At 67.3% G+C, this 23,659-nt stretch carries 20 protein-coding genes; 7 read left to right on the top strand and 13 right to left on the bottom strand.

The features are described from left to right. Positions 1–42 precede the first annotated feature (42 nt). The 12 genes from rsmH to dapF form a co-directional block, all read right to left on the bottom strand. A complete protein-coding gene (rsmH, locus tag AAFF27_04750) occupies positions 43–957 on the bottom strand; it encodes a 16S rRNA (cytosine(1402)-N(4))-methyltransferase RsmH (GenBank protein XAH24503.1) in 915 nt (304 codons plus the stop codon). A 7-nt stretch (positions 958–964) separates the two neighbouring features. After that, a complete protein-coding gene (mraZ, locus tag AAFF27_04745; GenBank protein XAH24502.1) occupies positions 965–1,393 on the bottom strand; it encodes a division/cell wall cluster transcriptional repressor MraZ in 429 nt (142 codons plus the stop codon). Between the two features lie 304 nt (positions 1,394–1,697). Next, a complete protein-coding gene (hslU, locus tag AAFF27_04740; GenBank protein XAH24501.1) occupies positions 1,698–3,038 on the bottom strand; it encodes an ATP-dependent protease ATPase subunit HslU in 1,341 nt (446 codons plus the stop codon). Positions 3,039–3,056: 18 nt separating this feature from the next. Next, positions 3,057–3,605 carry an ATP-dependent protease subunit HslV gene (hslV, locus tag AAFF27_04735; GenBank protein ID XAH24500.1) on the bottom strand — a complete coding sequence of 183 codons (549 nt, stop codon included), beginning with the start codon at positions 3,603–3,605 and terminating at the stop codon, positions 3,057–3,059. 201 nt (positions 3,606–3,806) lie between these two features. After that, positions 3,807–5,534 carry an STAS domain-containing protein gene (locus tag AAFF27_04730; protein ID XAH24499.1) on the bottom strand — a complete coding sequence of 576 codons (1,728 nt, stop codon included), beginning with the start codon at positions 5,532–5,534 and terminating at the stop codon, positions 3,807–3,809. Positions 5,535–5,567: 33 nt separating this feature from the next. Further along, positions 5,568–6,200, bottom strand: a complete 633-nt coding sequence (gene dksA, locus AAFF27_04725) for an RNA polymerase-binding protein DksA (protein ID XAH26161.1) — start codon at positions 6,198–6,200, stop codon at positions 5,568–5,570. Between the two features lie 169 nt (positions 6,201–6,369). After that, complete coding sequence (locus AAFF27_04720) at positions 6,370–7,434, bottom strand: GTP-binding protein (GenBank protein ID XAH24498.1); 1,065 nt, start codon at positions 7,432–7,434, stop codon at positions 6,370–6,372. 87 nt (positions 7,435–7,521) lie between these two features. After that, positions 7,522–8,709: a class I SAM-dependent methyltransferase gene (locus AAFF27_04715; GenBank protein XAH24497.1), complete on the bottom strand. Its 1,188-nt coding sequence runs from the start codon at positions 8,707–8,709 to the stop codon at positions 7,522–7,524. A 12-nt stretch (positions 8,710–8,721) separates the two neighbouring features. Then, the gene (locus AAFF27_04710; protein ID XAH24496.1) at positions 8,722–9,282 is read right to left on the bottom strand and encodes a pseudouridine synthase; all 561 of its coding nucleotides are present in this window, start codon (positions 9,280–9,282) and stop codon (positions 8,722–8,724) included. 75 nt (positions 9,283–9,357) lie between these two features. After that, positions 9,358–10,344 carry a tyrosine recombinase XerC gene (locus AAFF27_04705; protein ID XAH24495.1) on the bottom strand — a complete coding sequence of 329 codons (987 nt, stop codon included), beginning with the start codon at positions 10,342–10,344 and terminating at the stop codon, positions 9,358–9,360. Positions 10,345–10,349: 5 nt separating this feature from the next. Next, complete coding sequence (locus AAFF27_04700; GenBank protein ID XAH24494.1) at positions 10,350–11,054, bottom strand: DUF484 family protein; 705 nt, start codon at positions 11,052–11,054, stop codon at positions 10,350–10,352. Beyond that, complete coding sequence (gene dapF / locus AAFF27_04695; GenBank protein XAH24493.1) at positions 11,051–11,926, bottom strand: diaminopimelate epimerase; 876 nt, start codon at positions 11,924–11,926, stop codon at positions 11,051–11,053. The genes AAFF27_04700 and dapF overlap by 4 nt, the downstream gene beginning before the upstream one ends. A 66-nt stretch (positions 11,927–11,992) precedes the next feature. On the opposite strand from dapF, the gene AAFF27_04690 reads away from it, so the two are divergent. From AAFF27_04690 to AAFF27_04680, 3 genes are all read left to right on the top strand, one after another. Continuing rightward, positions 11,993–12,556, top strand: a complete 564-nt coding sequence (locus AAFF27_04690; GenBank protein ID XAH24492.1) for a DNA-3-methyladenine glycosylase I — start codon at positions 11,993–11,995, stop codon at positions 12,554–12,556. Positions 12,557–12,883: 327 nt separating this feature from the next. After that, the gene (locus tag AAFF27_04685; protein ID XAH24491.1) at positions 12,884–14,560 is read left to right on the top strand and encodes an MBL fold metallo-hydrolase; all 1,677 of its coding nucleotides are present in this window, start codon (positions 12,884–12,886) and stop codon (positions 14,558–14,560) included. A gap of 218 nt (positions 14,561–14,778) precedes the next feature. Beyond that, positions 14,779–16,125 carry a methyl-accepting chemotaxis protein gene (locus AAFF27_04680; GenBank protein ID XAH24490.1) on the top strand — a complete coding sequence of 449 codons (1,347 nt, stop codon included), beginning with the start codon at positions 14,779–14,781 and terminating at the stop codon, positions 16,123–16,125. Between the two features lie 488 nt (positions 16,126–16,613). On the opposite strand, the gene AAFF27_04675 is transcribed toward AAFF27_04680, so the two are convergent. Further along, positions 16,614–17,450: a LysR family transcriptional regulator gene (locus AAFF27_04675; GenBank protein XAH24489.1), complete on the bottom strand. Its 837-nt coding sequence runs from the start codon at positions 17,448–17,450 to the stop codon at positions 16,614–16,616. Positions 17,451–17,652: 202 nt separating this feature from the next. Here AAFF27_04675 and AAFF27_04670 point away from each other — a divergent pair, with 202 nt between their 5' ends. The 4 genes from AAFF27_04670 (at position 17,653) to AAFF27_04655 (ending at position 23,638) form a co-directional block, all read left to right on the top strand. Then, positions 17,653–18,927, top strand: a complete 1,275-nt coding sequence (locus tag AAFF27_04670; GenBank protein ID XAH24488.1) for a gallate dioxygenase — start codon at positions 17,653–17,655, stop codon at positions 18,925–18,927. A 54-nt stretch (positions 18,928–18,981) separates the two neighbouring features. After that, complete coding sequence (locus AAFF27_04665) at positions 18,982–19,962, top strand: tripartite tricarboxylate transporter substrate binding protein (GenBank protein XAH24487.1); 981 nt, start codon at positions 18,982–18,984, stop codon at positions 19,960–19,962. A 99-nt stretch (positions 19,963–20,061) separates the two neighbouring features. Beyond that, a complete protein-coding gene (locus AAFF27_04660) occupies positions 20,062–21,120 on the top strand; it encodes a porin (GenBank protein XAH24486.1) in 1,059 nt (352 codons plus the stop codon). A gap of 448 nt (positions 21,121–21,568) precedes the next feature. After that, positions 21,569–23,638: a LamG-like jellyroll fold domain-containing protein gene (locus tag AAFF27_04655; protein XAH24485.1), complete on the top strand. Its 2,070-nt coding sequence runs from the start codon at positions 21,569–21,571 to the stop codon at positions 23,636–23,638. Positions 23,639–23,659: the final 21 nt, after the last annotated feature.

The raw sequence follows: 23,659 nt of genomic DNA, 5'->3' as shown, positions 1-23,659 counted from the left end.
TGCGCACTACGGCGCAAGCTTGCTTGGGGAGGGGCCTGACGCTCATGCAGGCACCTCGGTACGTTCGGCCACGCGCAGGATGGCGCTGCGCGAGCGCGGATTGGCCGCGACTTCAGCCGCGCTCGGCTTGATGCGGTCCAGGGCGCGCAGGCGCATGGGCTGGGGCGCAGCAAAGGGCGCGCGGCGGTCGTAGACGTCCTTGGAATGCTTGGCGATGAAGGTCTTGACGATGCGGTCTTCGAGCGAGTGAAAGCTGATCACCACCAGCCGCCCGCCCGGGCGCAGCACCGTCAGGCTGGCTTCTAGCGCCTGTTGCAGCTCTTCAAGCTCGGCATTGATGAAAATCCGAAGAGCCTGAAATGTGCGCGTTGCAGGGTTCTGGCCCGGCTCGCGGGTTTTGACCGTGCCAGCCACGAGCTCGGCCAGCTCGGTGGTGGTTGAAACTGGGCCCCGTTCCTGTCGGCGAGCAACAATCGCCTTTGCAATGGGGCCAGCAAACCGTTCTTCGCCATAGTCACGTATCACCTCCGCTATCTGCTGCACCTCGGCGGTGGCCAGCCATTCGGCCACGCTCTCGCCGCGCGTGGGGTCCATGCGCATGTCGAGTGGGCCGTCGAAACGAAAAGAAAAACCCCGTGCGGGGTTATCGATCTGGGGAGAGCTGACGCCGATGTCCAACAGGACACCGGCGACGCTGGCCGGCGCCAATTCCCCCAGATGGCGAAAACCGCGGTGCCGGATGGAAAACCGCGCATCGTCGATGCGGCCAGCCTCGGCAATCGCATCAGGGTCTTTGTCGAATGCGATCAACTGCCCCTCGGGCGCCAGTTGCGAAAGAATGCGGCGCGAATGCCCGCCGCGGCCAAAAGTGGCGTCGACGTAGCAGCCTGCGGCGTCGACGACAAGCGCGTCGACCGCCTCGCTCAGCAGGACGGTGGTGTGATTCAAGTTCTCCACGTATGCCTTAGAAGGAGAAATCCTGAAAAACCTCGGGCATCTGGCCTTGCATTGCTTCGGCCTCTTGCGCGTCGTAGGTGGCTTTGTCCCAGAGTTCGAAATGGTTGCCCATGCCCAGCAGGATCGCGTCCTTCTGGATACCGGCGGCAGTACGCAGCTCGGGCGAAACCAGCACGCGGCCGGTGCCGTCCATGTCCACGTCCATCGCGTTGCCAAGAAAGATGCGCTTCCACCACTGGGCGGACATGGGCAGTTGGGCGATGCGTTCCCGGAACTTCTCCCATTCCGGGCGGGGAAACACCATCAGGCAGCCGTGCGGATGCTTGGTGATCGTGAGCTGGCCTGCCGCCGTCGCGCTCAGGACGTCGCGATGCCGCGTAGGGACGGACAGCCGCCCCTTGGCATCGAGACTCAGCGACGAGGCCCCTTGGAACACGACTGATTACCCCTGGTTGGACTTACGAGCGCGGTACGAGGATCAAGCAGACAGGCCACTTTTCCCCACTTAATTGCACTTTTTTGCACTGTAGCAGGAAAAAAAAGCGCCACAAGAGGCGCTTCAGGGACTTTCGCAATGAAATCAACGACTTAGAAGCAGGTCCGTACAGAGTAACCGGTCGAAAAACGTTCTAGATGAAGTACTTAGGATCGGCAATCAATGTGCTTCCTCAGACTGCTAGCGCACCAGCGCTTGCTTTTCGTAACAGTAGCAGTCTGATGCCGACGCCAAGCCCCTGCTCTCAGAGGATGTAGCGCGACAGGTCTTCGTCCCGGCTCAGCTCGCCCAGGCGCCCATCCACATAGGCCACATCGACGGTCACGGTCTGGCCCTGCAGCCGGGTGGCATCGAAGCTCACCTCGTCCAGCAGCCGCTCCATCACGGTGGACAGCCGGCGCGCGCCGATGTTCTCGGTGCGCTCGTTCACGTCGTAGGCGATGTGCGCCAGCCGCGTGATGCCTTCGGGCGTGAACTCGACCGTGACGCCTTCGGTGGCCAGCAGTGCCTGGTACTGCTTGACCAGCGAGGCGTGGGTCTGCGTGAGGATGGCCTCGAAGTCCTGCACCGACAGCGACTGCAGCTCGACCCGGATCGGGAAGCGGCCCTGCAGCTCGGGGATCAGGTCGCTCGGCTTGCTCAAATGGAAGGCGCCCGAGGCAATGAACAGGATGTGATCGGTCTTGACCATGCCGTACTTGGTCGACACGGTCGTACCCTCCACCAGCGGCAGCAGGTCGCGCTGCACGCCCTGGCGCGAGATGTCGGCATTGCTGCCACCGCCTTCACTGCGCGAGGTGACCTTGTCGATCTCGTCGATAAAGACGATGCCGTTCTGCTCGGCATTGGCGATGGCGCGGGTCTTGGTGTCTTCCTCGTTCACCAGCTTGCCGGCTTCTTCCTCGGTCAGCAGCTTGAGTGCTTCGGCAATCGGCATCTTGCGCAGCTTGCGCTTGCCCGCGCCCATCTGGCTGAAGACGCCGCGCAGTTGCTCAGCCATCTCCTCCATGCCGGCCGGGCCCGTCACCTCCAGCGGCTGGCGCTGGTCGGCGACTTCGATCTCGATTTCCTTGTCGTTGAGCTGGCCTTCGCGCAGCTTCTTGCGGAAAGTCTGGCGCGCGGTGCTGTCGGGGCTGGCAAGCGCCGGCTGGTCGGAGGCCGCCGGGCGCGCCGGCGGCAGCAGCACGTCGAGAATGCGGTCTTCGGCGGCGTCTTCGGCGCGGGCTCGGTGCTTGCGCATTTCGGTCTCGCGCGTCTGCTTGACCGCCACCTCAACCAGGTCACGGATGATCGCGTCGACATCCTTGCCGACATAGCCGACCTCGGTGAACTTGGTGGCCTCGACCTTGATGAAGGGCGCATCGGCCAGCCGCGCCAGGCGCCGGGCGATCTCGGTCTTGCCGACGCCGGTCGGGCCGATCATGAGGATGTTCTTGGGCGTGATCTCGTGGCGCAGCTTGGCGTCCACCTGCTGGCGGCGCCAGCGGTTGCGCAGCGCAATGGCAACAGCGCGCTTGGCCTGGTGCTGGCCAACGATGTGGCGGTCGAGTTCGGAGACGATCTCCTGCGGGGTCATGGAAGACATGGGCAAATCGGGGAGTGTTCAGTCGAGGGTTTCCAGCGTGTGGTGCATATTGGTGTAAATGCACAGCTCACCGGCGATTTCCAGGGATTTTTTGACGATCTCGTGCGGCGCCAGATCGGTGTGGTCCAGCAGCGCCTTGGCCGCCGAATGTGCGTAGGCGCCGCCGGAGCCGATGGCGACGATGCCCTGCTCGGGCTCCAGCACGTCGCCGTTGCCGGTAATGATCAGCGAGGCGCTACGGTCGGCCACGGCCAGCATGGCCTCCAGCCGGCGCAGCACACGGTCGGTGCGCCAGTCCTTGGTCAACTCGATGGCCGCGCGGACCAATTGCCCCTGGTGCTTTTCGAGCTTGGCCTCGAAGCGCTCGAACAGCGTGAAGGCGTCAGCCGTGGCGCCGGCAAAACCGGCCAGGACCTTGTCGTGGTGCAGCTTGCGAACCTTGCGGGCCGTGCCCTTGACGACGATGTTGCCAAGCGTGACCTGGCCGTCGCCGCCAATAGCCACCTGTACGCCCTGAGGCGTCTGGCGGCGCACGCTGAGGATGGTGGTGCCGTGAAATTGTTCCATAGGCGAGCCATATGGGGGCGAAAGCCAGGAATGCAACGGCCGATGCGCAACACCATGTAGCGCGGCCCTCTAGCACACAAGATTCAGAAGGCCGCGGAGCAGGCCATCCCAAAACATCCGCGGAACCGGCTCCGCCGGGCCGCCGGATGTGCCCCCTTGAGGGGGAAGGCGAAGACACGAAGTGCGAAGCCTGGGGGTGTCCTAATCCCCACGAACCAGTACCTGCGCGTACTCACCTATGCCCACCACGTTGGCAAAGATGGCCACCAGCCGGTGCAGGCCCTGCAGGCGGGCTGGACGGCCCTGCGCTTGCGCATTGGCAGCCCAGTTCAGCAGCGAGCCGGCCGCGGAAAAATCCATGCGCACCAGGCGGCTGCAATCCACCTCCAGCCCTTCCGGGCGATGGGCGGCGGCAGCGTCCAGCAACGCCAGCGCCGCATCGGCATCGCCCAGGATCTCGCCGGCCAGTTCGGCGCGCGGCGCGGGCGCGGTCAGCGCTTGCGTCAATACGGGGAAGTCGGCGGCAAAGCCCGCGTCGCTGCGCAAAGCGCGCGGGGCAGCGGGCACAGCCGCCGGCAAGGCCTGCGGGGTGTCGGCCATCACTGCGCGATAGTCGCAACGCACCGCCTGCCAGGAAGGCGGCGACACCTCGTAGGTGACGCAGTAGTCAAGCGCCACCATTTCGAATTCCTCGGGCTGGCCCGTGGCGCGCAGCGCTTCCATACGCAGGCGCCACCAGGCCGGATCGACCTGGGCGTCGCTGGAGGGCGTGCGCTCCTGCAGCGCGCGGGCCAGGCGGTCCGTTCCTGCGATCCAGAGCGGTACGGCCTGGCCACACCAGCGCGTGAAAAGCGCGCGCAAGGGCTCGGCCGCATCGTCACCGAAGGCATCCAGCGTGGACCAGTCAAGCTGCCAGGGAGTGGCCGCCCCGGCCAATGACTGCTCCAGCGCGGCCACGGCCTCGGCGCCAAGAAGAGGCGGGCACTGCCAGCTAAAACCCGCGTCGATGGCCATGGCACCAGGCGGGGCGTCTGCCGCCGCAAGCGAAAACCAGGCGGGCGGCGAGCGCCCGTAGCGGCGCGCGAAGTCCAGCGCCGCCGCCTCAAACCGCTCCTGCTGGCCGATGCAGCGGTAAAGATCAAACAATGCCGACCAAGCCTCCGCTGCCGTCGGCGTGTCGACCAGGGTCAGGTCCAGCAGGGCTGCCTCGGCACCAGCGTTGTCGCCATTGGCAAAGCGGATTGCCGCTTCTTCCAGCTGCGGATCATGGCGATAGGAAGGCAGCGGCGCTTCTTCGGCTGCGGCTGGCAGGGCCAGCGAGGGCAGCAGCACATCGCTTGCATCGGCGTCCGCATCGGACAGCTCCAGGTCGAGCGGGCGCGCGCCGGCAGGCGGGGCGGGCGGATGTGGCCGGGGCGGCAGCGTCAGGCCCGCCTCGTGCAGCGGCACCGTCGCCGCATAGGCCGGCAGGCGCGAGGTCCGCATCATGCTGGCCCGGAAGATGGAGGTACCGGGCCGCCAAGGCGCCTCTCCCGCCGGGGGCGTTGACAGCCCCAGGTCGCCAGGCTCGGGCGGCCGGGTCTGCCACCACTGCCGGGACATCTGCTCTTCGATCTCGTCGATCTTGCGCAGCGTTACCGCCCGGTCGTCCGGACGGCTCAGCAGGCTGGTGGCGAAGAAGGAGGGCTGGGCCTCTTCCGATGGATCGGCAGAGGCGCCGCGACGGCGCAGCTTGCGTAGCTGGTCGAACTCCCGGCGCCGCACGAAGTCGTTGCGGCGACGGCGCTCGACCATCTCTTTCAGCACCTGCTTGCTGTAGCTGCCGTCGGCTTCGGTGTCGGGCGCCTCAAGGTCCGCCCAGGGCGTGCCGGAGTTGCGCACAAAGCGCACCACCTTGGAAAGAAAACCGGGGCTGTCGTCTTTCGCCATGGGACAGCGTCGAGCAGGAGCGCCGATCGCAGGCTAGTCGCCGAACATCTTCTGCTTCAGCTCGCGGCGCTGTTGCGCCTCAAGCGAAAGCGTGGCGGTGGGACGCGCCAGCAGGCGGCCGACGCCAATGGGCTCGCCGGTTTCGTCGCAGTAGCCGTAGTCGCCAGCGTCGATGCGGACGATGGATTGCTCGATCTTCTTCAGCAGCTTGCGCTCGCGGTCGCGGGTGCGCAGCTCAAGGGCGTGCTCTTCTTCGATCGTGGCGCGGTCAGCCGGATCGGGCACGACCACGGTGTCTTCCCGCAGGTGCTCGGTGGTTTCACCGGCGTTGGCCAGCATGTCGTCCTTCAGGCGAACCAGCTTCAGGCGGAAAAAAGCCACCTGCTTCTCGTTCATGTACTCGCTGTCGGGCATTGCCAGCACTTCAGCGTCGCTCAATTCCCCTACGGCCTTGGTCTTCCAGTTCTGGGCCAGCTTGGGGTCCTTCTTGGTCGCTGCGGGCGCGGGGGGATTCACGGTTGTCGGCATGGTCGAAGAAGAAAAGCTTGCTTTGGCGGCGGTGGAGGCCACCGCCTGTGCCATGGAAGGTACGGTCAACTGCGCCAGGCGCGAAGACGGTCGGGTGCTGCGCGGCACGTCAGGAGACGTCGGCGCAACAGGGGTAATCGGAGCGGGCGCTGCCTTCGTGGAACTGTCCACTGACTTGGGGGGGTTCGACTTGGCTTTCACTCACGGTCTCCTCGCAGGATGGGCTTCAGTTGCCCGGTGGCAGATCACCCCCGGGCCGTCGCCGGGGCGCGATTGTATAGAGTCGCGCGGGGCGTACGCTATGAATTTACGACAGGCACTGTTCCAGGCCTTGCAGGAAGATGTCCTTGGGCAGATCAATGCCGATAAAAACCATCTTGCTGTTGCGTTTTTCGTCCGCGCCCCACGCGGGGCCCAGGTCGCTGCCCATGAGCTGGTGCACGCCCTGGAAGATGACTTTGCGGTCGGTACCCACCATGCTCAGCACGCCTTTGTAGCGCAGCATGCGCGGGCCGTAAATGTTGACTACGGCGCCCAGGAAATCCTCCAGCTTGGCCGGATCGAAGGCGCGCTCGGACTTGAAGGCGAAGCTCTTCACGTCGTCATCGTGGTGATGGTGGTGGCCGTGGCCGCCTTCGTGCTGGTGCGAGGGGTGGTCGCAGTGCTCGCCATGGGCGTGATCGTGGCCCTCGTGGTCGTGGTGCTCATGGCCGTCTTCCTTGAGGAAGTCGGGGTCGATGTCCAGCTTGGCGTTGAGGTTGAAGCCACGCAGGTCGAACACGTCCTTGATCGGCACCTCGCCGAAGTGCACGGCCTGGATCGGCGCGCGCGGGTTCATGTGCTTCAAGCGGTGGATCAGCGCGTCGGTTTCTTCCTTGGCGACCAGGTCGGTCTTGCTGATGAAGAGCTGGTCGGCAAAGCCGATCTGGCGGCGCGCCTCCTGGCGGTCGTTGAGCTGCTGGGCGGCGTGCTTGGCGTCGACCAGGGTCAGCACCGAGTCGAGCAGGTAGCTTTCGGCGATTTCCTCGTCCATGAAGAAGGTCTGGGCCACCGGGCCGGGGTCGGCCAGGCCGGTGGTTTCGATCACCACGCGGTCGAAGTCGAGCAGGCCCTTGCGCTTCTTGGCGGCCAGCAGTTGCAGGGCTTCGCGCAGGTCCTCGCGGATGGTGCAGCAGATGCAGCCGTTGCTCATCTGCACGATCTGCTCCTTGGATTCGCTCACCAGGATGTCGTTGTCGATGTTTTCTTCGCCGAACTCGTTCTCGATGACAGCGATCTTCTGGCCATGCGCCTCGGACAGGATGCGCTTGAGCAGCGTGGTTTTGCCGGAGCCGAGGAATCCGGTGAGGATGGTGGCGGGGATGAGGCTCATGGAACGGTCCAGTGCTGGGTGCGGGGCATCGAAAGGGGGGCAGTGTAGCGAGGTCGCGCGACGCTGCCCTGCCGGGGCGCGAAAGCCCTACTTGCGGACCACCACCAGGCCTTTCAAGTATTCGCCCTCGGGGAAGCTGAGAGTCATGGGGTGGTCTGGCGCGCCGGCCAGGCGCTCGCCGATGTAGCCGTCGACACCAGCGTCGGCGCCGGCCGAGGCGACGATCTTGTGGAACAGCTCTGGCGGGATGCCGCCCGAGCAGGAATAGGTGAACAGCACGCCGCCGGGCTCCAGCAGCTTGAGTGCCAGGCGGTTGATGTCTTTGTAGGCGCGTGCGGCGCGCTCAGCGTGGGCCGCGGTGGGGGCGAGCTTGGGCGGGTCGAGCACGATGGCATCGAAAGTACGGCCTTCCTGGCCGAAGCGGCGCAGCGAGGCGTTGACGTCGGCGTCCAGAAACTCGGCCCGCGCCGTGTCGAAACCGTTGAGCACCACGTGGGCAGCCGCGCGCTGCAGCGCCGGGGCGGAGGAGTCGATCGACGTGACATGCGCGGCGCCGCCGGCCAGCGCGGCCACGGTGAAGCCGCCGGTGTAGCAATAGCAGTTGAGCACGCGCTGGAAGCCACGGCGCCGGTTGACTTCATAGAAGCGGCGGCGGCTGTCGCGCTGGTCCAGGTAGAAGCCGGTCTTGTGGCCTTCGGCCACGTCCAGCGTGAGGCGCCATTCGTTCTCGTGGATGGTGAGCTCGGTGGGCGCGGCCGTGTCGCCGCGCAGCCAGCCGGTGACGGCGGGCAGGCCTTCGAGGCCGCGCGCGCTGGCGTCGGAGCGCTCGTAGAGCTGGCTGCAGCCGGTGATCTGCAGCAGCGCGTCGGCGATCTGCGCCTTCCAGCGCTCGACGCCGGCCGAGCCGAACTGCGCCACCAGCACGTCGCCGTAGCGGTCCACCACCAGGCCCGGCAGGCCGTCGGATTCGCCGTGCACCAGGCGCAGGCTGTCGCTGGGGATGTCGAACAGCGCCCGCGCGGCAATGGCGCGCTGCAGCGTGGCGTGCAGGAAGGCGGCGTCGATGCGCTGGGCCTCGTCGAAGCTCCAGACCCGGGCGCGGATGCGCGAGGCCGGGCTGAACGCGGCCCAGGCCAGGAACTGGCCCTCGTGCGACTCCACGCGCACGGTCTCGCCGCTGTCGCCGCCGCCTTTGGCGATGGCCGATTCAAATATCCAGGGGTGACGGCGCAGGAGCGAGCGCTCCTTGCCTTCGCGCAGGCGCAAGGTTTTCATGGGTGGGGATTGTCAGGCCTGCTGCGCAGCCTGCCAGGCACCAGGCGCCAGGCCGTCGAGGCTGTAGGGCCCGATGGCGGCGCGAACCAGGCGCAGCGTGGGAAAGCCCAGCGCCGCCGTCATGCGCCGCACCTGGCGGTTGCGGCCTTCGCGGATCACCAGCTCCAGCCAGCTGGTGGGGATGGCCTGGCGCACGCGGATGGGTGGGTCGCGCTCCCACACGGCGGGCGGCGGTGCCAGCAGGCGCGCGCGGGCTGGCAGCGTGGGGCCGTCTTTCAGTTGCACACCGCTGCGCCAGGCGGCCAGGGCGCGCTCGTCCGGCACGCCTTCCACCTGCACCCAGTAGGTTTTTTCCATCTTGAAGCGCGGGTCGGCGATGCGGGCCTGCAGCTGGCCGTCGCTGGTGAGCAGCAGCAGGCCTTCGCTGTCAGCGTCGAGCCGGCCGGCCACGTAGACGCCCGGCAGGTCGATGAAATCCTTCAGCCCGCGCCAGCGGCCTTCCGGCGTGAACTGGCTGAGCACGCCGTAGGGCTTGTTGAAGCGGATCAGTTGCGGGGGATGGGCAAGAGACATGCAGATGGCAGCAGCTATTGAATAGATAGCTAATAGCCCAGGCAGCGCCTGGGCTAGAGGCATATTTCACCAAGATTATTGGTTGGAGCCGCCGCGCCGCTTGGCGCGCGGGTGGGCGGCGTCGTAGACCTGGGCCAGGTGCTGGAAATCCAGCCGGGTATAGACCTGGGTGGTGGTGATGCTGGCGTGGCCCAGCAGCTCTTGCACTGCGCGCAGGTCGCCGCTGGATTGCAGCAGGTGGCTGGCGTAAGAGTGGCGCAGCATGTGCGGGTGTACCGGCGCGGCCAACCCCGCCGCCTGGCTGCGCTGGCGCAGGCGCTGCCAGACGGCCTGGGCGGTGAGCCGCGTGCCGCGCCGGCCGGGGAACATGGCCGGCTGGCTGAGCGCATCGGCCGGCAGTGCCAGCAGGCGCTGCGGCAGCCAGGCGGCGAGCGCCTCGGCCGCCTTGCCGGCGATGGGCACGCTGCGCCATTTGCGGCCCTTGCCGCAGACGTGGACCATGCCGTCGTCCAGATCAACCCAGCCGTGGCCGGCCTTTTGCGCGGCGGCGGAGGTGACGGCATCGAGCCCCACCAGTTCGCCCACGCGCAGGCCGCAGCCGTAGAACAGCTCGACCATGGCGCCGTCGCGGGCGTCGAGCCAGGCGTCTTGCGGGTCTGCGGGCTCAGGGTTGTGGTCGGCCAGGTGCATGGCGTCGTCCACGCCCAGGGCCTTGGGCAGCGGCTTGGGCGACTTGGGCGCGCGCACGTTCTGCACCGGGTTCTGCGCGATCAGGCCTTGCTGCCCGAGCCAGGTGTAGAAGCCGCGCCAGCCCGACAAAATCAGCGCAATGCCACGGCCACTGCGGCCGGCGCTGTGCATTTGCGCGACAAAGCGGCGGATGTGCTGGTAGCGCGCATCCGCCAGCGCCACGCCCACACCGGCGCAGGCCGTGGCGAGCTTGCCGAGGTCCAGCGTGTACAGCGCCACGGTGCGCTCGGCCAGGCGCTTCTCGAAGCGCACGTGGTCCAGGTAGCGGCGCACCAGCGGGTCCACGTCGGACGCTGGCGGCGCTTGCTCCATGGTGCTCAGGCTGCGCGCAGGCGCCCCAGGGCTGCGCCGGCCAGTTCAGCCATGCGCTCCAGGAAGTCCGTGCCCATGGTGGTCTCGAAGCGGCTGGTGTCGGCCGAGGCCAGCACCAGCAGCCCGAACACCGGGCCGCCAGCCGAGGCCGGGCCTTCACGCAGCGGCAGCAGGGCCAGCGAGGCGGCGCGGGCCGGCTCGGCCAGCCAGCGCACCGATTCAAAGCCGCGATTGGGACCGCAGTAAGGCGCGCCAAGCGAGGCGGCAAAGCTGCGGGTGTCGGCGTCTACACCTTGCGTGAAATCGGCGCTGGCGTATTCGGGCGCCAGGTCCCACAGGCGGATCGCGGCCTGCGGCACCAGGAACTGCTCTTGCGCCTCGGCGGCGATGCGCGCGGGCAGGTCGGCCGCGTTGCGGGTACCGGCGAGCTGCACCGCCCAGCGCTGCAGGCGGTCGGCGATGACGGTGTTCTCGCTGCTGTTGCGCACCATCTCCATCACGCGCTGCTCCAGCGCCTTGATTTTTTCGCGCAGCATCTCGGCCTGGCGCTCTTGCAGGCTGACGGCGCGCTGGCCGTGCGGGCTGGTGAGCTGCACGCTGGCCAGCACCTCGGCGTGGCGCTCAAAAAAATCGGGCGAATTCGCCAGGTAGTTGGCGATGTCGTCCTCGGTGATGGGCGGCACGCTGGTGTTGGGCGGGAGTTGGCTCATAGGGTGTCCGGAATGTCGATCTGGCCTTGGAAGACCGTGGTGGCGGGGCCGGTCATGGCAACGGGGCTGTCGCCGCCGTCCCAGGCGATGGTGAGGGTGCCGCCGCGGGTTGCTACGTTGACGCGCGCGTCCAGCAGGCCCATGCGAATGCCCGCGACCACCGCCGCGCAAGCGCCGGTGCCACAGGCCAGGGTTTCGCCCGCACCGCGCTCGTACACGCGCAGGCGCACATGCGTGCGGTCGACGACCTGCAGGAACCCGGCGTTGACGCGCTTGGGAAAGCGCGGGTGGCGCTCGATCAGCGGGCCTTGCTGCGCGACCGGGGCGGTGTCTACATCATCCACCAGTTGCACCGCGTGCGGGTTGCCCATGGACAGCACGGCCACCGGCACGATGGCGTCGCCCGCATGCGTGCCCAGCGCCAGCGGCCAGGTTTCCCAACTGCCGGCGGCCTGCGGGCCGCAGCCGGCGGCGTCGAAAGGCACGCGTGCCAGCTCGAACACCGGCGGGCCCATGTCGACCGTGACGCGGCCGTCGGCATCCATGCGCGGCGCGATCACGCCCGAGAGCGTCTGCACCCGCACGGTGTCCTTGCTGGTCAGGCCCTGCTCGCGCACAAAGCGCACAAAGCAGCGCGCGCCGTTGCCGCACTGCTCCACCTCGCCGCCGTCGGCGTTGTGGATCACGTATTCAAAATCAACCTCGGGCGTGGGCGCGGGGCGCACGCTCAGGATCTGGTCGGCGCCGACGCCAAAGTGGCGGTCGGCCAGGAAGCGGTACTGCGCGGTCGTCAGGCCCAGCGGGCCGGCGGTTTCGTCCAGCACGACGAAGTCGTTGCCGGCGCCCTGCATTTTGGTGAAGCGAATCTGCATGGGCCGGATTATCCGCGCCTGCCCGGGGCCATGCGCTATCGTCACAAGCCATCACAAAGGAACACCATGACCACGCCCCAACGCTGCGCCTGGGCCCGCCACGACGCGCTGCTGTCCGCCTACCACGACGAGGAATGGGGCGTGCCCGAATACGACAGCCGCCGCCTGTGGGAGAAGCTGATGCTCGACGGCTTCCAGGCCGGTTTGTCGTGGCGCACCATCCTCTACAAGCGGGAGGCCTTTCGCGCCGGTTTTGCCGGCTTCGACCCCGAGGCGGTCGCCCGCTTTGGCCCGGACGATGTCGAGCGCCTGATGGCCGACGCCGGCATCGTGCGCTCGCGCTCCAAGATCGTGGCCACCATCGGCAATGCACGCGCCTACCTGGCCATGCAGGCGGCGGGCGAGGATTTCTCCCGCTTCATCTGGGCGCTGGCCGGCGGCGCGCCGATCCGCAACCACTGGCAGGACGCCAGCGAGGTGCCGGCGCAGACGCTGCTGTCCAACACCATCTCGCACGCGCTCAAGCAGCGCGGTTTCAAGTTTGTCGGGCCGGTGATCGTCTATGCCTGGATGCAGGCGACGGGCATCGTGGATGACCATGTGGTGGACTGCCTTTGCTATAGCCCTTAGAACGTGTTTTCGATCTGTATGGGGATCGCGTTGGAGTGCAATCGGGATGAGTGAGTGGCCCAGTCTGCGCCGCATGGGCTCGTGCCCATGCAAGCAGATGGGGCGCTCAATCGCCCGATTTCACTCCAACCCCTTCGGGCAAATGTCTTTGCGGGCGGTCTGCTGCGTTGCGGCGCTTGTCCATAGCCGAGCTATGGACGGCGCACCGCGCCTTGCATCCCATCCCGCAAAGACACTTGCGCGACCCCATAGAGATCGCAAACACGTTCTTAGAACGTGTCGCCCGAGCAACGCCACTGACACGGCACGCGCAGCACAATTGCACACATGGTCCGCCCCACCCAGCTCCTGCACCCGCCACGCGAACCCGCGCCCACCCGCCCTGCCGCCACCGTGCTGCTGTTGCGCGACACACCGGCCGGCATCGAGGTGTTGATGACGCGCCGCTCGGCCACCGCCAGCTTTGCGCCCGGCGCCTATGTGTTTCCCGGCGGCGGCATCGATGCGGCCGACGCCAACAGCCACGCGCTGGCCGCGCGCCGCGCCACGCAGGATGACCTGCGCCTGACCCAGGCGATTGCCGCGATCCGCGAGAGCTTCGAGGAATTGGGCGTGCTGCTGGCGCGCCACCGCGACGGCCGGCCGGTGAGTGCTGCCGACATCGCCGTGCTCGACCGCCAGGCGCCGTTTGCGCCGCAGTGCGAGGCCGCCGGCCTGGTGCTGGCGGCCGATGGCGTCTTTGTGCTGGCCCACTGGATCACCGACCGCGACCTGGCACGCCGCTTCGATGTGCCCTTTCTGGTGGCGCGCATGCCCGAGGGCCAGCAGCCGGTGGCCGACGAGGCCGAGCAGTTCGAGCCGGTCTGGGTGCGGCCGGCCGACGCGCTGGCGCGGCATGCGGCCGGTGGCTTCCTCATGATCTTCCCGACCATCCGCACCTTGCAGCGGCTGGCTGGCTACACCAGCGTGGACGCGGTGCTGGCCGCCTGCGCCCACGAGCAGCCGCTGTGGACCAGTTGCCCACGCGCCGGCCTGCTGAACGGCCAAGAGGCGCGCTACATGGAGGGCGAGCAGCCCTACGGCGAGCTGGCCCTGGTCTGCCCGGACGGGCAGATCGTGCACGAGCTGGGCTGGCAGCACGAACACGCCGTGCCGCTGCTGAAGAACGTGCTGCGCCTGACCGCACCCAACGGCGGCCACATGACCGGCCCCGGCACCAACAGCTATCTGGTGGGCGAGGCGGCCACTGGCTATATCGCCATCGACCCGGGCCCGAACAATGCCGCGCACATCGCCCGCCTGTATGCGGCCGCGGGCGGCGACATCCGCGCCATCGTCTGCACCCATTCGCACCCCGACCATTCCCCCGGCGCCAAGCCGCTGCAGGCGCTGTGCGCGGCCGCCGGCCGCGCGGCGCCGCCCATCCTGGGCCTGCCCTCGGCCGCCACGGCGCGGCCGAGCAGCCATTTCGTGCCAGACCGACCGCTACAAAATAGAGAGCTAATAGCCCTTTCTGTACCTGGGATAGAGCACGATTTGACTGTTATTTTTACGCCCGGCCATGCGGCCAACCACCTGTGCCTGGTGCTGGCGCAGGACGGCCTGCTGTTCTCGGGTGACCACGTGCTCAACGGCAGCACCACCGTGGTCGATCCGCCCGACGGCAACATGAGCGACTACCTGGACTCGCTCGACCTGCTGAGCGCGGCCTGCGCCGAATTTGGCATCGACTACATCCTGCCCGCCCACGGCTACGTGCTGCACGACGCACCGGCCGCCATCGCCCGCCTGAAGGCGCACCGCCTGCAGCGCGAGGCCAAGGTCGCCGCCGCGCTGTGCGCCCTGCCCGACGGCAGCACCGCCGACTGGGTGCGGCATGCCTACGGCGACGTGCCCGAGGCGCTGTGGCCGGTGGCCGAGCGCTCTTTGCTGGCGCATGTGGAGCGGCTGCGTCGCATTGGCCATGGCTGCGGATTTGCAGTGCGCGCACCCGCGCGCGCCTGAGTTCCACACCCAGGCTGACCGCCTGCTGACGCAAAAAAACTTGCACGCCCGGCACGGCGCAGAAGCACCAGCCCCCGCTCTGGTCGGCCGGCGGCAGCGGACCTGGCGCTGTTGCAAGCCGCATACGCCCGCGCATTCCACCCTGGCATGCCGCTGACACGCCCGTTAGATTCGGCGCCCGTGCACATACGCACGACCCGAATCAATTAGAGAAAGCCATGGGCAAATCAACTCCGCAGGGCCAGGGCATGCTGCGCGCTCTCTGTGCCGGACCCGCATCGCGGCGGCAACTGGAAGCGCTGTATCGCAACCAGGCCGTGATCGAATTCGACGCGCAGGGCCAGATCCTGGCCGCCAACGACAACTTTCAACAAGCGCTCGGCTACACGCTGGCGCAGCTCAAGGGCCGGCACCACCGCCTGCTGGTGGACCCGGACGAAGCCAACGCGCCGGCCTATGCCGATTTCTGGGAGCGCCTGCGCTCGGGCGAGGCCTTTGTCGGCCGCTGCCGCCGCATTCGCGGCGACGGCAGCGACATCTGGCTGCAGGCCAACTACAGCCCCATCACGCGTGCCGACGGCAAGGTGGTGCGGGTGGTGAAGTACGCCATGGACATCACGGCCCAGGCGCTGCGCGATGCCGAGGCGCAAAGCCAGCTGGCGGCCGTGAGCCGGGCGCAGGCGGTGATCGAGTTCGGGCTGGACGGCACCATCCTGCAGGCCAACGCCAACTTCCTGGCGGCGCTGGGCTACCGCCACGCGGGCGAGATCGTGGGCCAGCACCACCGCATCTTTGTGTCGCCGCAAGAGCGCGGCTCGCCCGCCTACGCCGCGTTCTGGCGCGACCTGGCTGCGGGGCAGTTCCACCAGGGGCAGTTCTGCCGGGTCGGCAAGGCCGGCAACGCGGTATGGATCGAGGCCAGCTACAACCCGGTGCTGGACGACGCAGGCCGGCCCTTCAAGGTGGTGAAGTACGCGACCGACATCACCGCCCGCTTCGAGGCCACGCGCACCCTGCAGCAGGCCTTCGAGCAGCTCAATGCGCTGGTGAGCGAAAGCGCCTCGCAGGCCCATGAAGCCCACGCGCAAACGCGGCAGGTGATGGCCGTGGTGGGCGAGGGAACAACCGCCACCGGGCGCGCGGTGGAAGCCATGGGCGCCATCCGCCGTGACTCGCAGCGCATCGCCGAGATCGTCGGCCTGATCGACGGCATCGCCTTCCAGACCAACCTGCTGGCGCTCAACGCCGCCGTCGAGGCCGCGCGCGCCGGCGAGCAAGGCCGGGGCTTTGCCGTGGTCGCCGGCGAGGTGCGCAACCTGGCCCAGCGCAGCGCCAGTGCCGCGCAAGAGATCAAGTCGCTGATCGCCGCCTCGGCCATCCGGGTGCATGAGGGCGACGGCCACGTGCAGCTCACCGGCCAGGTGATGAACGGCATCCACGCATCGGCCGCCCGCGCCTCGGACATCATGGGCGGCATCGTCGAGGCGGCCCAATCGCAAAGCACCCGCATGGGCACGGTGCACCAGGCCATGGCCTCGCTGGAGGCGGCGGTGGTGCGCGCCTGAACGCGAGGTTCTGTGGCGGTCTAGATCTCATCCCCGCCAAGGTCTTTGAGATATCCCTGCGCTGTTCGCCTGGCAGGCGGCGGGTGCCGGGACTCGCCCCGGCGGACGAACAGCCAGCCCCCACCCCAGCCCCCCCCAACGGGGGCGGGAGTAATACCGGGCCGAGCGCAGCGACGGCCCGACTGGCAGTCCCGGGCCCCCTCTGTGGCGTCGAGGAGCGGAGGTGGGGGCAGGTTGCCCGCAGCGAAGCGGAGGGACGGCGAGGACTGTCTGAGCCGAAGGCGAGTTCCGCAGCCGCCTGCCCACACCGAGCACCGCAGAGCAGTCCGGCAAAGCCGGACCGCCACAGTGGGGTCGCCTTCTCTTTGGTGACTTTCTCTTGGCGACACAAGAGAAAGTTACTCGCCCGCCGGGGCGAACTCCCGGCTCCCGCCGCCAGCAAGGCACACAGCGCAGGGATAGCTCAAAGACCTTGAAAGGGATGCATCTCAGGATGCCGCAACCGTCCCACTCCTGAGCTGATGCGCCGCCCGGTGCAAGTGCGACACCAGATGCCGGATCAGCGGCTTGGTCGCCACGTCACTGCGCACCATGGCCCCGATCTCCAGGTCCAGCCCGCGCTCCTGGACCTCGATCACCGAGATGAAGGATTTCGCCACGTCCTGCAGGGCGATCTGGCGCGGCATCAGGGCGATGCAATCGCCGGTGGCGACCAGCGACAGCAAGGTCAGCGTTGAGTTGACCACGGCCCCCACGCGCGGCGGCGCCATGCCGTGGGCCTCGAACCATTGGCGCGCGTAGCCTGCGTCCGTGCTGGCGCCGGTGTAGACCCAGCGCGCGTCCTTCAGGTCGTCCAGGGTTTTCGCGCCGAGCCAGGCGCTGCCCTTGCGCGCAGTCGGCACCATGGTCGTGTGCGCCAGGCGCTCGATGGTGAATTCGCCACGCGGCAGGTCGTCGGGGATGCCGCCGAGCATGATGTCGACCTCGCCGGCGCGCAGCCGCTGCAGTTGCGCCACGTACAACTCTTCGCTGACGCGCAGGCGCACGTCGGGAAAGCTCTGGGTGAAGGTGCGCAGCGTCTCCGGCACCAGCAGCATCACCGCCATGGGCACGGCGCCGATGTGCAGCTCGCCGACCATGTCGCCGCCCAGTTGCCGGATCTCGCTGACGGCCTCGCCAAATTCACGCAGCGCCTTCAGCGAATGCTCGTACAGCACCCGCCCCTGCGCGGTGGGCGCCACGCCGCGCGAGGTGCGCATCAGCAGCGGCGCACCCAGCTCCAGTTCCAGCTCGCGCACCATCTTCGACAGGGCCGGCTGCGACACGCCCGCGCGGCGGCGCGCAGGCTGCCCTCTTGCACCGCCGCGATCAGGGCCTGGATGGTGGTCAGTTTCATGCGGCCATCGTAGCGCCGAGGCGCGATAACCACAGGTTCTCACGCGCGGTTTTTCCGCATCTGCACCGCGCCGCGATTGCCCAACAGAATCGGCCCCCTCAGAGGCAACGGGCAGCTCCGTCAGGAAAGTTATGGCGAGAATCATCGGCGGCATCGCGGCATCGCATACGCCCACCATCGGCTTCGCGTTTGACCGCGCAAGCGAGGACGATGCCACCTGGGCATCGGTGTTCGCCACCTTCAAGCCGGCCCGGCTCTGGCTGGAGCAACAAAAGCCCGACGCCATCGTGGTGGTCTACAACGACCACGTCACCTCCTTCTTCTTCGACCACTACTCGGCCTTTGCGCTGGGCATTGGCGAGCAGTACGCGGTGGCGGACGAAGGCGGCGGCGCCCGGGCGCTGCCGCCGATCGCCGGCCACAGCGAATTGGCGCGCCACATCGGCCGATCGCTGATGGCCGATGAGTTCGACATGTCCTTCTTCCAGGACAAGCCGCTGGACCATGGCTGCTTCTCGCCGCTGTCCATGCTGTGCTCGAACCAGCCGCAATGGCCCGCACCCATCGTGCCACTGCAGGTGGGCGTGCTGCAGGCGCCCACGCCTTCGGCCAAACGCTGCCTGAAGCTGGGCCGGGCGCTGCGCCGCGCGATCGAGAGCTTTCCGCAAGACCTGAAGGTGGTGGTGCTGGCCACGGGCGGGCTGTCGCACCAGGTGCATGGCGAGCGCTCGGGCTTCAACAATGCCGAGTGGGATGCCACGCTGCTGCAACTGATAGAGCACGACCCGGAACTGCTGGCCTCGCTGACGCTGGGCGAATATGCCGCGCTGGGCGGCTACGAAAGCGCCGAGGTGGTGATGTGGCTGGTGATGCGTGGCGCGCTGTCGGCCGGCGTGCGCAGCGTGCACAAGTCCTACACGCTGCCCTCGATGACAGGAATAGCCACCATCGTGCTGGAGAACCAGGCCGGCCCGCCGATTGCCGCAGAGCAGGCACGCCAGCGCGCCCATATCCAGCGCGAAGACGCCGGCCCGGCGCTGGAGGGCACCTACCCCTTCGACCTGGACCGCAGCGTCAAGGCCTACCGGCTCAACAAGTTTCTGCACACGCTGATCCAGCCGCAAGAGCGCGCGAAGTTCCTGGCCGATGAAGCCGGTGCATTGGCCGCCGCCGACCTGACCGAACAAGAGCGCGCGCTGGTGCAGCAGCGCGACTGGCGCGGCCTGATCCAGTACGGGGTGATCTTCTTTTTGCTGGAGAAGCTGGGCGCCGTGGTGGGCACGCCCAACCTTGCCATCTATGCGGCCATGCGCGACCAGCCACTGGCGGACTTCCTCAAGACCCGCCAGGCGCCGGGCATGACGTACTCGGTGGCGGGCAAGCAAACGGAGCCCGCCAACCAATAGCCCGCCGATTTCTTAAAACAAGCCTTGGCCCAAGGCATTCACGAGGAGACAAGCATGAGGATTTTGACAAGCGTATTCCGTGCGGCGCTGTGTAGCGCCGTGGCCCTGTCCGCTGCTGCAGCACTGGCGCAGGATTTCCCCACCAGGCCGGTGCGGCTGATCACGCCCTTCCCGGTGGGCAGCGGCCCGGACGGCGTGGCGCGGCTGCTGGCCGACAAGCTGTCGCACACCTGGGGCAAGCCGGTGGTGGTGGAGAACCGGCCGGGCGGCAATGGCTTTGTGGCCATCGACGCCTTCAAGCGTGGCGCCACCGACGGCCATGACCTGATCCAGCTGGACAACGTCCACCTGACGGCCTACCCGCACCTGTTCAAGAAGCTGCCCTACGACCCGGTGAAAGACTTTGATCCGCTGCTGCCGCTGTTCAAGACCTACTTCCTCTTCACCACCGCCGCGACATCACCGTACGCCAACCTGGGCAACCTGATTGCCGACGCAAAGGCGCGGCCGGGCAAGCTCAACTACGGCTCCTGGTCCATGGGCAACCCGGTGCATCTGGGCTCGGCCCGCTTCGCAGCCATCACCGGCACGGACATGGTGCACGTGATCTACAAGGAGACCAGCCAGCTCTACACCTCGGTCGCCAGCGGCGAGTTGTCTTTTGCGCTGGGATCGAGCGGCACCACCATCCCGCTCTACCAGGCCGGCAAGATCAAGTACCTGGCGGTGGCCGCGCCCAAGCGGCTCGCGACCCTGCCCGATGTGCCGACCGTGACGGAAGCCGGCGGGCCCAAGAACTTCGAAGCCGGCGGCTGGACCACCATCGCCGTGCCGCCCGGACTGCCGCCCGCCATCAGCGCCAAGATCCGGCGCGACATTGAAGTGGCGCTGGCAGACCCTGCCGTGCTCACCAAGTACACGAGCTTTGGCTACGAGCCATTCCCGATCTCGCGCGAGGACTTTGCGCGCTACATCCAGGACGAGTCGAAGTCCATGGCCAACATCATCCAAAGCACCCGCTCTTCCATCGACTAACAGCGAGAGCAGCGCGCGGAAAAGGCCCTGGTGATCTGCGTTGTGCAGGCAGGGGCAGGCTGCGCCGTTCCTGATTCTTTCAACCCCGAGGAGACATGCATGCACAAGTACAACAAAGCCGGACTCACCCTTCTTGGCGCCACGGCCGCCGCGCTCATCGCCAGCCCCGCGTGGGCGCAGAGCAGCGTCAGCATCTACGGCAGCCTGGACATTGGCGTTTACTCCAAGCAACTGAGCGGCGAATCTCGTGTCCAGACCCTGACCAGCGGCAACATGAACGCCTCGCGCTGGGGCATTCGCGGCACCGAAGACCTGGGCGGCGGCCTGCGCGCGCGCTTTGACATGAGCAGCTACATCCGCATGGATACGGGCGAAGCCGGCCGCTCGGCTGCCGACGGTTACTGGGCGCGCTTTTCCTGGGTCGGGCTGGAGAGCAACGACTATGGATCGCTGCGGCTGGGGCGCATCACCACGCCCAACTTCATCAACACCATCCGCTTCAATCCGTTTGCGGATTCTTCGCTGGGCCCGGTGTTCATGCACACCTACCTGCCCAGCGCGGCCCAGCCCTTGATGACCAGCCATGGCACCACCGATTCAGCCTGGAGCAACTCGGTGGCCTACAACTCGCCCAGCTTCGGCGGCTTCGATGTGGCCTTGCAGGCCGCGGCGGCGGAAGGGACCACGGCCGGGCGCCGGCTGGGCGGCAGCCTCAGCTACCAGAGCAGCACGCTGTCGGTCGGCGTATCCCTGGAAGACCTCACCGGCATGGGCCTGAGCTTCTCCAAGCCGCCTGCGGTGATCCCGATCCAGACCGACCGGGCGGTGCAGATCGGCGCCTCGTACGACCTGCAGTTTGTGAAGCTGTTCGGCCAGTACCAGCGTACCAAGCTTGCGGCGGCCGGCGTGGACATCACACTGTCCACGGCGCAGTTGGGCGCCGCCGTGCCGATCGGCGTAGGCAAGCTGCTGGCCAGCTACGGCCACACCACCAAGGACCAGACCGCATTGGCCGACGTCAAGCGCTCGACCGTGTCGATTGGCTATGACTACGCGCTGTCCAAGCGGACCGACCTCTATGCCGTCCTGGTGACGGACAAGGTGACATCGCTGGACCGCGGCAACGGCGTGGTGCTTGGAGTGCGCCACAACTTCTGAGGGCCCTCCCTTTCAAGGTCTTTGAGATATCCCTTGGCGGCGTGTCTTGCAGGCGGCGGGTGCCGGGAGTTCGCCCCGGCGGGCGAGTAACTTTCTCTTGGCGAACGCCCAAGAGAAAGTCACCAAAGAGAAGGCGACCCCACTGTGGCGGTCTGCTGCGCAGACTGCTCTGCGGTGCTCAGAGGGGGCCCGGGACTGCCAGTCGGGCCGTCGCTGCGCTCGGCCCGGTATTGGAGGACCTTGAAAGGATGCTTCTGAGGCCGCCAGCCCGGCTGACATTCTTGGATTGCACAAGGGCGCCGCGTGACACGAAATGTCATGCATCCGCGCCCTTAATGACTTATGGCCGTGCAGCGCGCAGGCCTGCCCGCCTGCGCTGATCGGTGTGCGAGCACTGGCACACATGTTGCGATATTGCGGTTTCTGCAAACATTTGTTCGAAACCGCCATGCATTCCGACAACGACAACAACTCTTCCTTGCAACGCCGCAGCTTCGTCATGGGCGCGGTGGGACTCGTGGCCCTGGGCACCACGGCCTGCGGTGGTGGCAGCAGCAGCGATGGCGGCGCCGGTACGGCGAACAGCGCCTTGTCGGCCGAGGTCCCCGCGACCTCAGCCGCCGCCGCGACAACACGGACCTTCGTCCACCCCGGCCTGCTGCACACCGAGGCCGACTTCGAGCGCATGCGCACCAAGGTCAATGCCGGCGCGCAGCCCTGGACCAGCGGCTGGAATGCATTGACGTCGAACGGGCGCTCGCAGTTGGGCACGCCGCCGCGCCCACTGGCCACCGTGGTCCGCGGCGGCGATGGGCAGAACTTCGCGCAGCTGTACATCGACGTCGCACGCGCCTACCAGTTGGCACTGCGCTGGAAGGTTTCGCAGGACACGCGCTTTGCAGATCAGGCGGTCGTTTTCCTCAACGCCTGGTCGGCCGCGCTGACCTCGATCCAGGGCAACGCCGACCGCTTCCTGGCGGCCGGCATCTACGGCTACCAGTTTGCCAACGCGGCCGAGATCATGCGTACTTACTCGGGCTGGGCGGCGGCCGACCTGGCGCGCTTCCAGCAGATGATGCTGGACGTTTTCTACCCGCTCAACCACAGCTTCCTGGTCAACCACAACGGTGCCGTCATCACCAACTACTGGGCCAACTGGGACCAGTGCGCGCTGGCCTCGATGCTGGCCATCGGCGTGCTGTGCGACCGGCAGGACATCTACGACGAAGCCATGAGCTACTACAAGACCGGCCAGGGCAACGGCGCCGGCCTGCAGGCGGTCTACCACGTGCACCCGGGCAACCTCGGCCAATGGCAGGAAAGCGGCCGCGACCAGGGCCACTGCACGCTCGGCATCGGCCTGGCGGGCGCGTTCTGCGAGATGGCCTGGAACCAGGGCGACGACATCTACGGCTACGAGAACAACCGCTTCCTGGCAGGCTCCGAGTACGTGGCCAAGTCCAACCTGCTCGACAGCGCGGGCGACTTCTACACCATGCCCTTCTTCACCAACATCAACAAGCAGGGCACGCAGTCCGTGCTGTCCGACGCCGGCCGGGTCAGCCAGCGCGTGGTCTGGGAAAGCACCTACAACCACTACGCCAACCGCCTGGGCATTGCCACGCCTTACACCGCCTTGCAGGCGGCGCAGCTGCGCCCCGATCGCGACGGCAGCAATGGCGACCAGTTGGGCTTTGGCACGCTGACCTTCACGCGCGACCCGCTCAGCACCGCGCCCAAGCCCAGCGGCCTCACGGCACGGGCGCGCGGCACGCAGGTGCAGTTGTCGTGGTGGGGCTGCCCCGATGCGCAGAGCTACACCGTCAAGCGCGCGACCAGTTCCGGCGGCCCCTACACCAACGTCAGCACGGGCATCAGCGATCTGCTCACCTTCACCGACAGCAGCGTCAGCGCCACGGGCGTCTATTACTACGTGGTGGTGGCCGTGGGCGCGTCGGGCGAAAGCGCCCCGTCCAACGAAGAGAAGGTATCGCTCACGCCCGTGCTGCTGCAGCAGTGGCAGGCCGACGGCAGCACCCGCACCGTCGCCAGCCTGGCCACCGGCCTGGTCAAGAACCTGGCCGACTTCACCATCGCCGCCCGCGTCTACCTGGACAGCGCCGCCACCTGGTCGCGCGTGTTTGACTTCGGCTCCGGCCCGCGCCGCTACCTGATGCTGACGCCGCGCAGCGGCAACGGCACCTGCCGCTACGCCATCTCTACCGTCCACGCCTACAACGAGCAAAGGATCGACGGCCCGGCCCTGCCCACCGGCCGCTGGGTGCACGTGGCCGTGACCTTGTCCGGCACGGTCGGCACGCTCTACATCGACGGCACCGCCGTCGGCAGCAACACGCAGATGACGCTCGCACCCTTTGATCTGGGCGAGACGACGCAGAACTACCTCGGCCGCTCGCAGTTCAGCAGCGATCCGGACCTGCAGGGGCGGGTGGATGATTTCCGGCTGTACAGCGGGGCGCTGGCAGCGGCGGATATTGCGACGCTGAGCGCGGGCTGAACCCAAGCCCCTTCCCATAAG

The sequence above is a fragment of the Xylophilus sp. GW821-FHT01B05 genome (assembly GCA_038961845.1).
In the GTDB taxonomy this organism is placed as follows: Bacteria; Pseudomonadota; Gammaproteobacteria; order Burkholderiales; family Burkholderiaceae_C; genus Xylophilus.
Note: the sequence above shows the minus strand (reverse complement) of the source record. Positions and strands in the feature narration are given on the sequence as shown.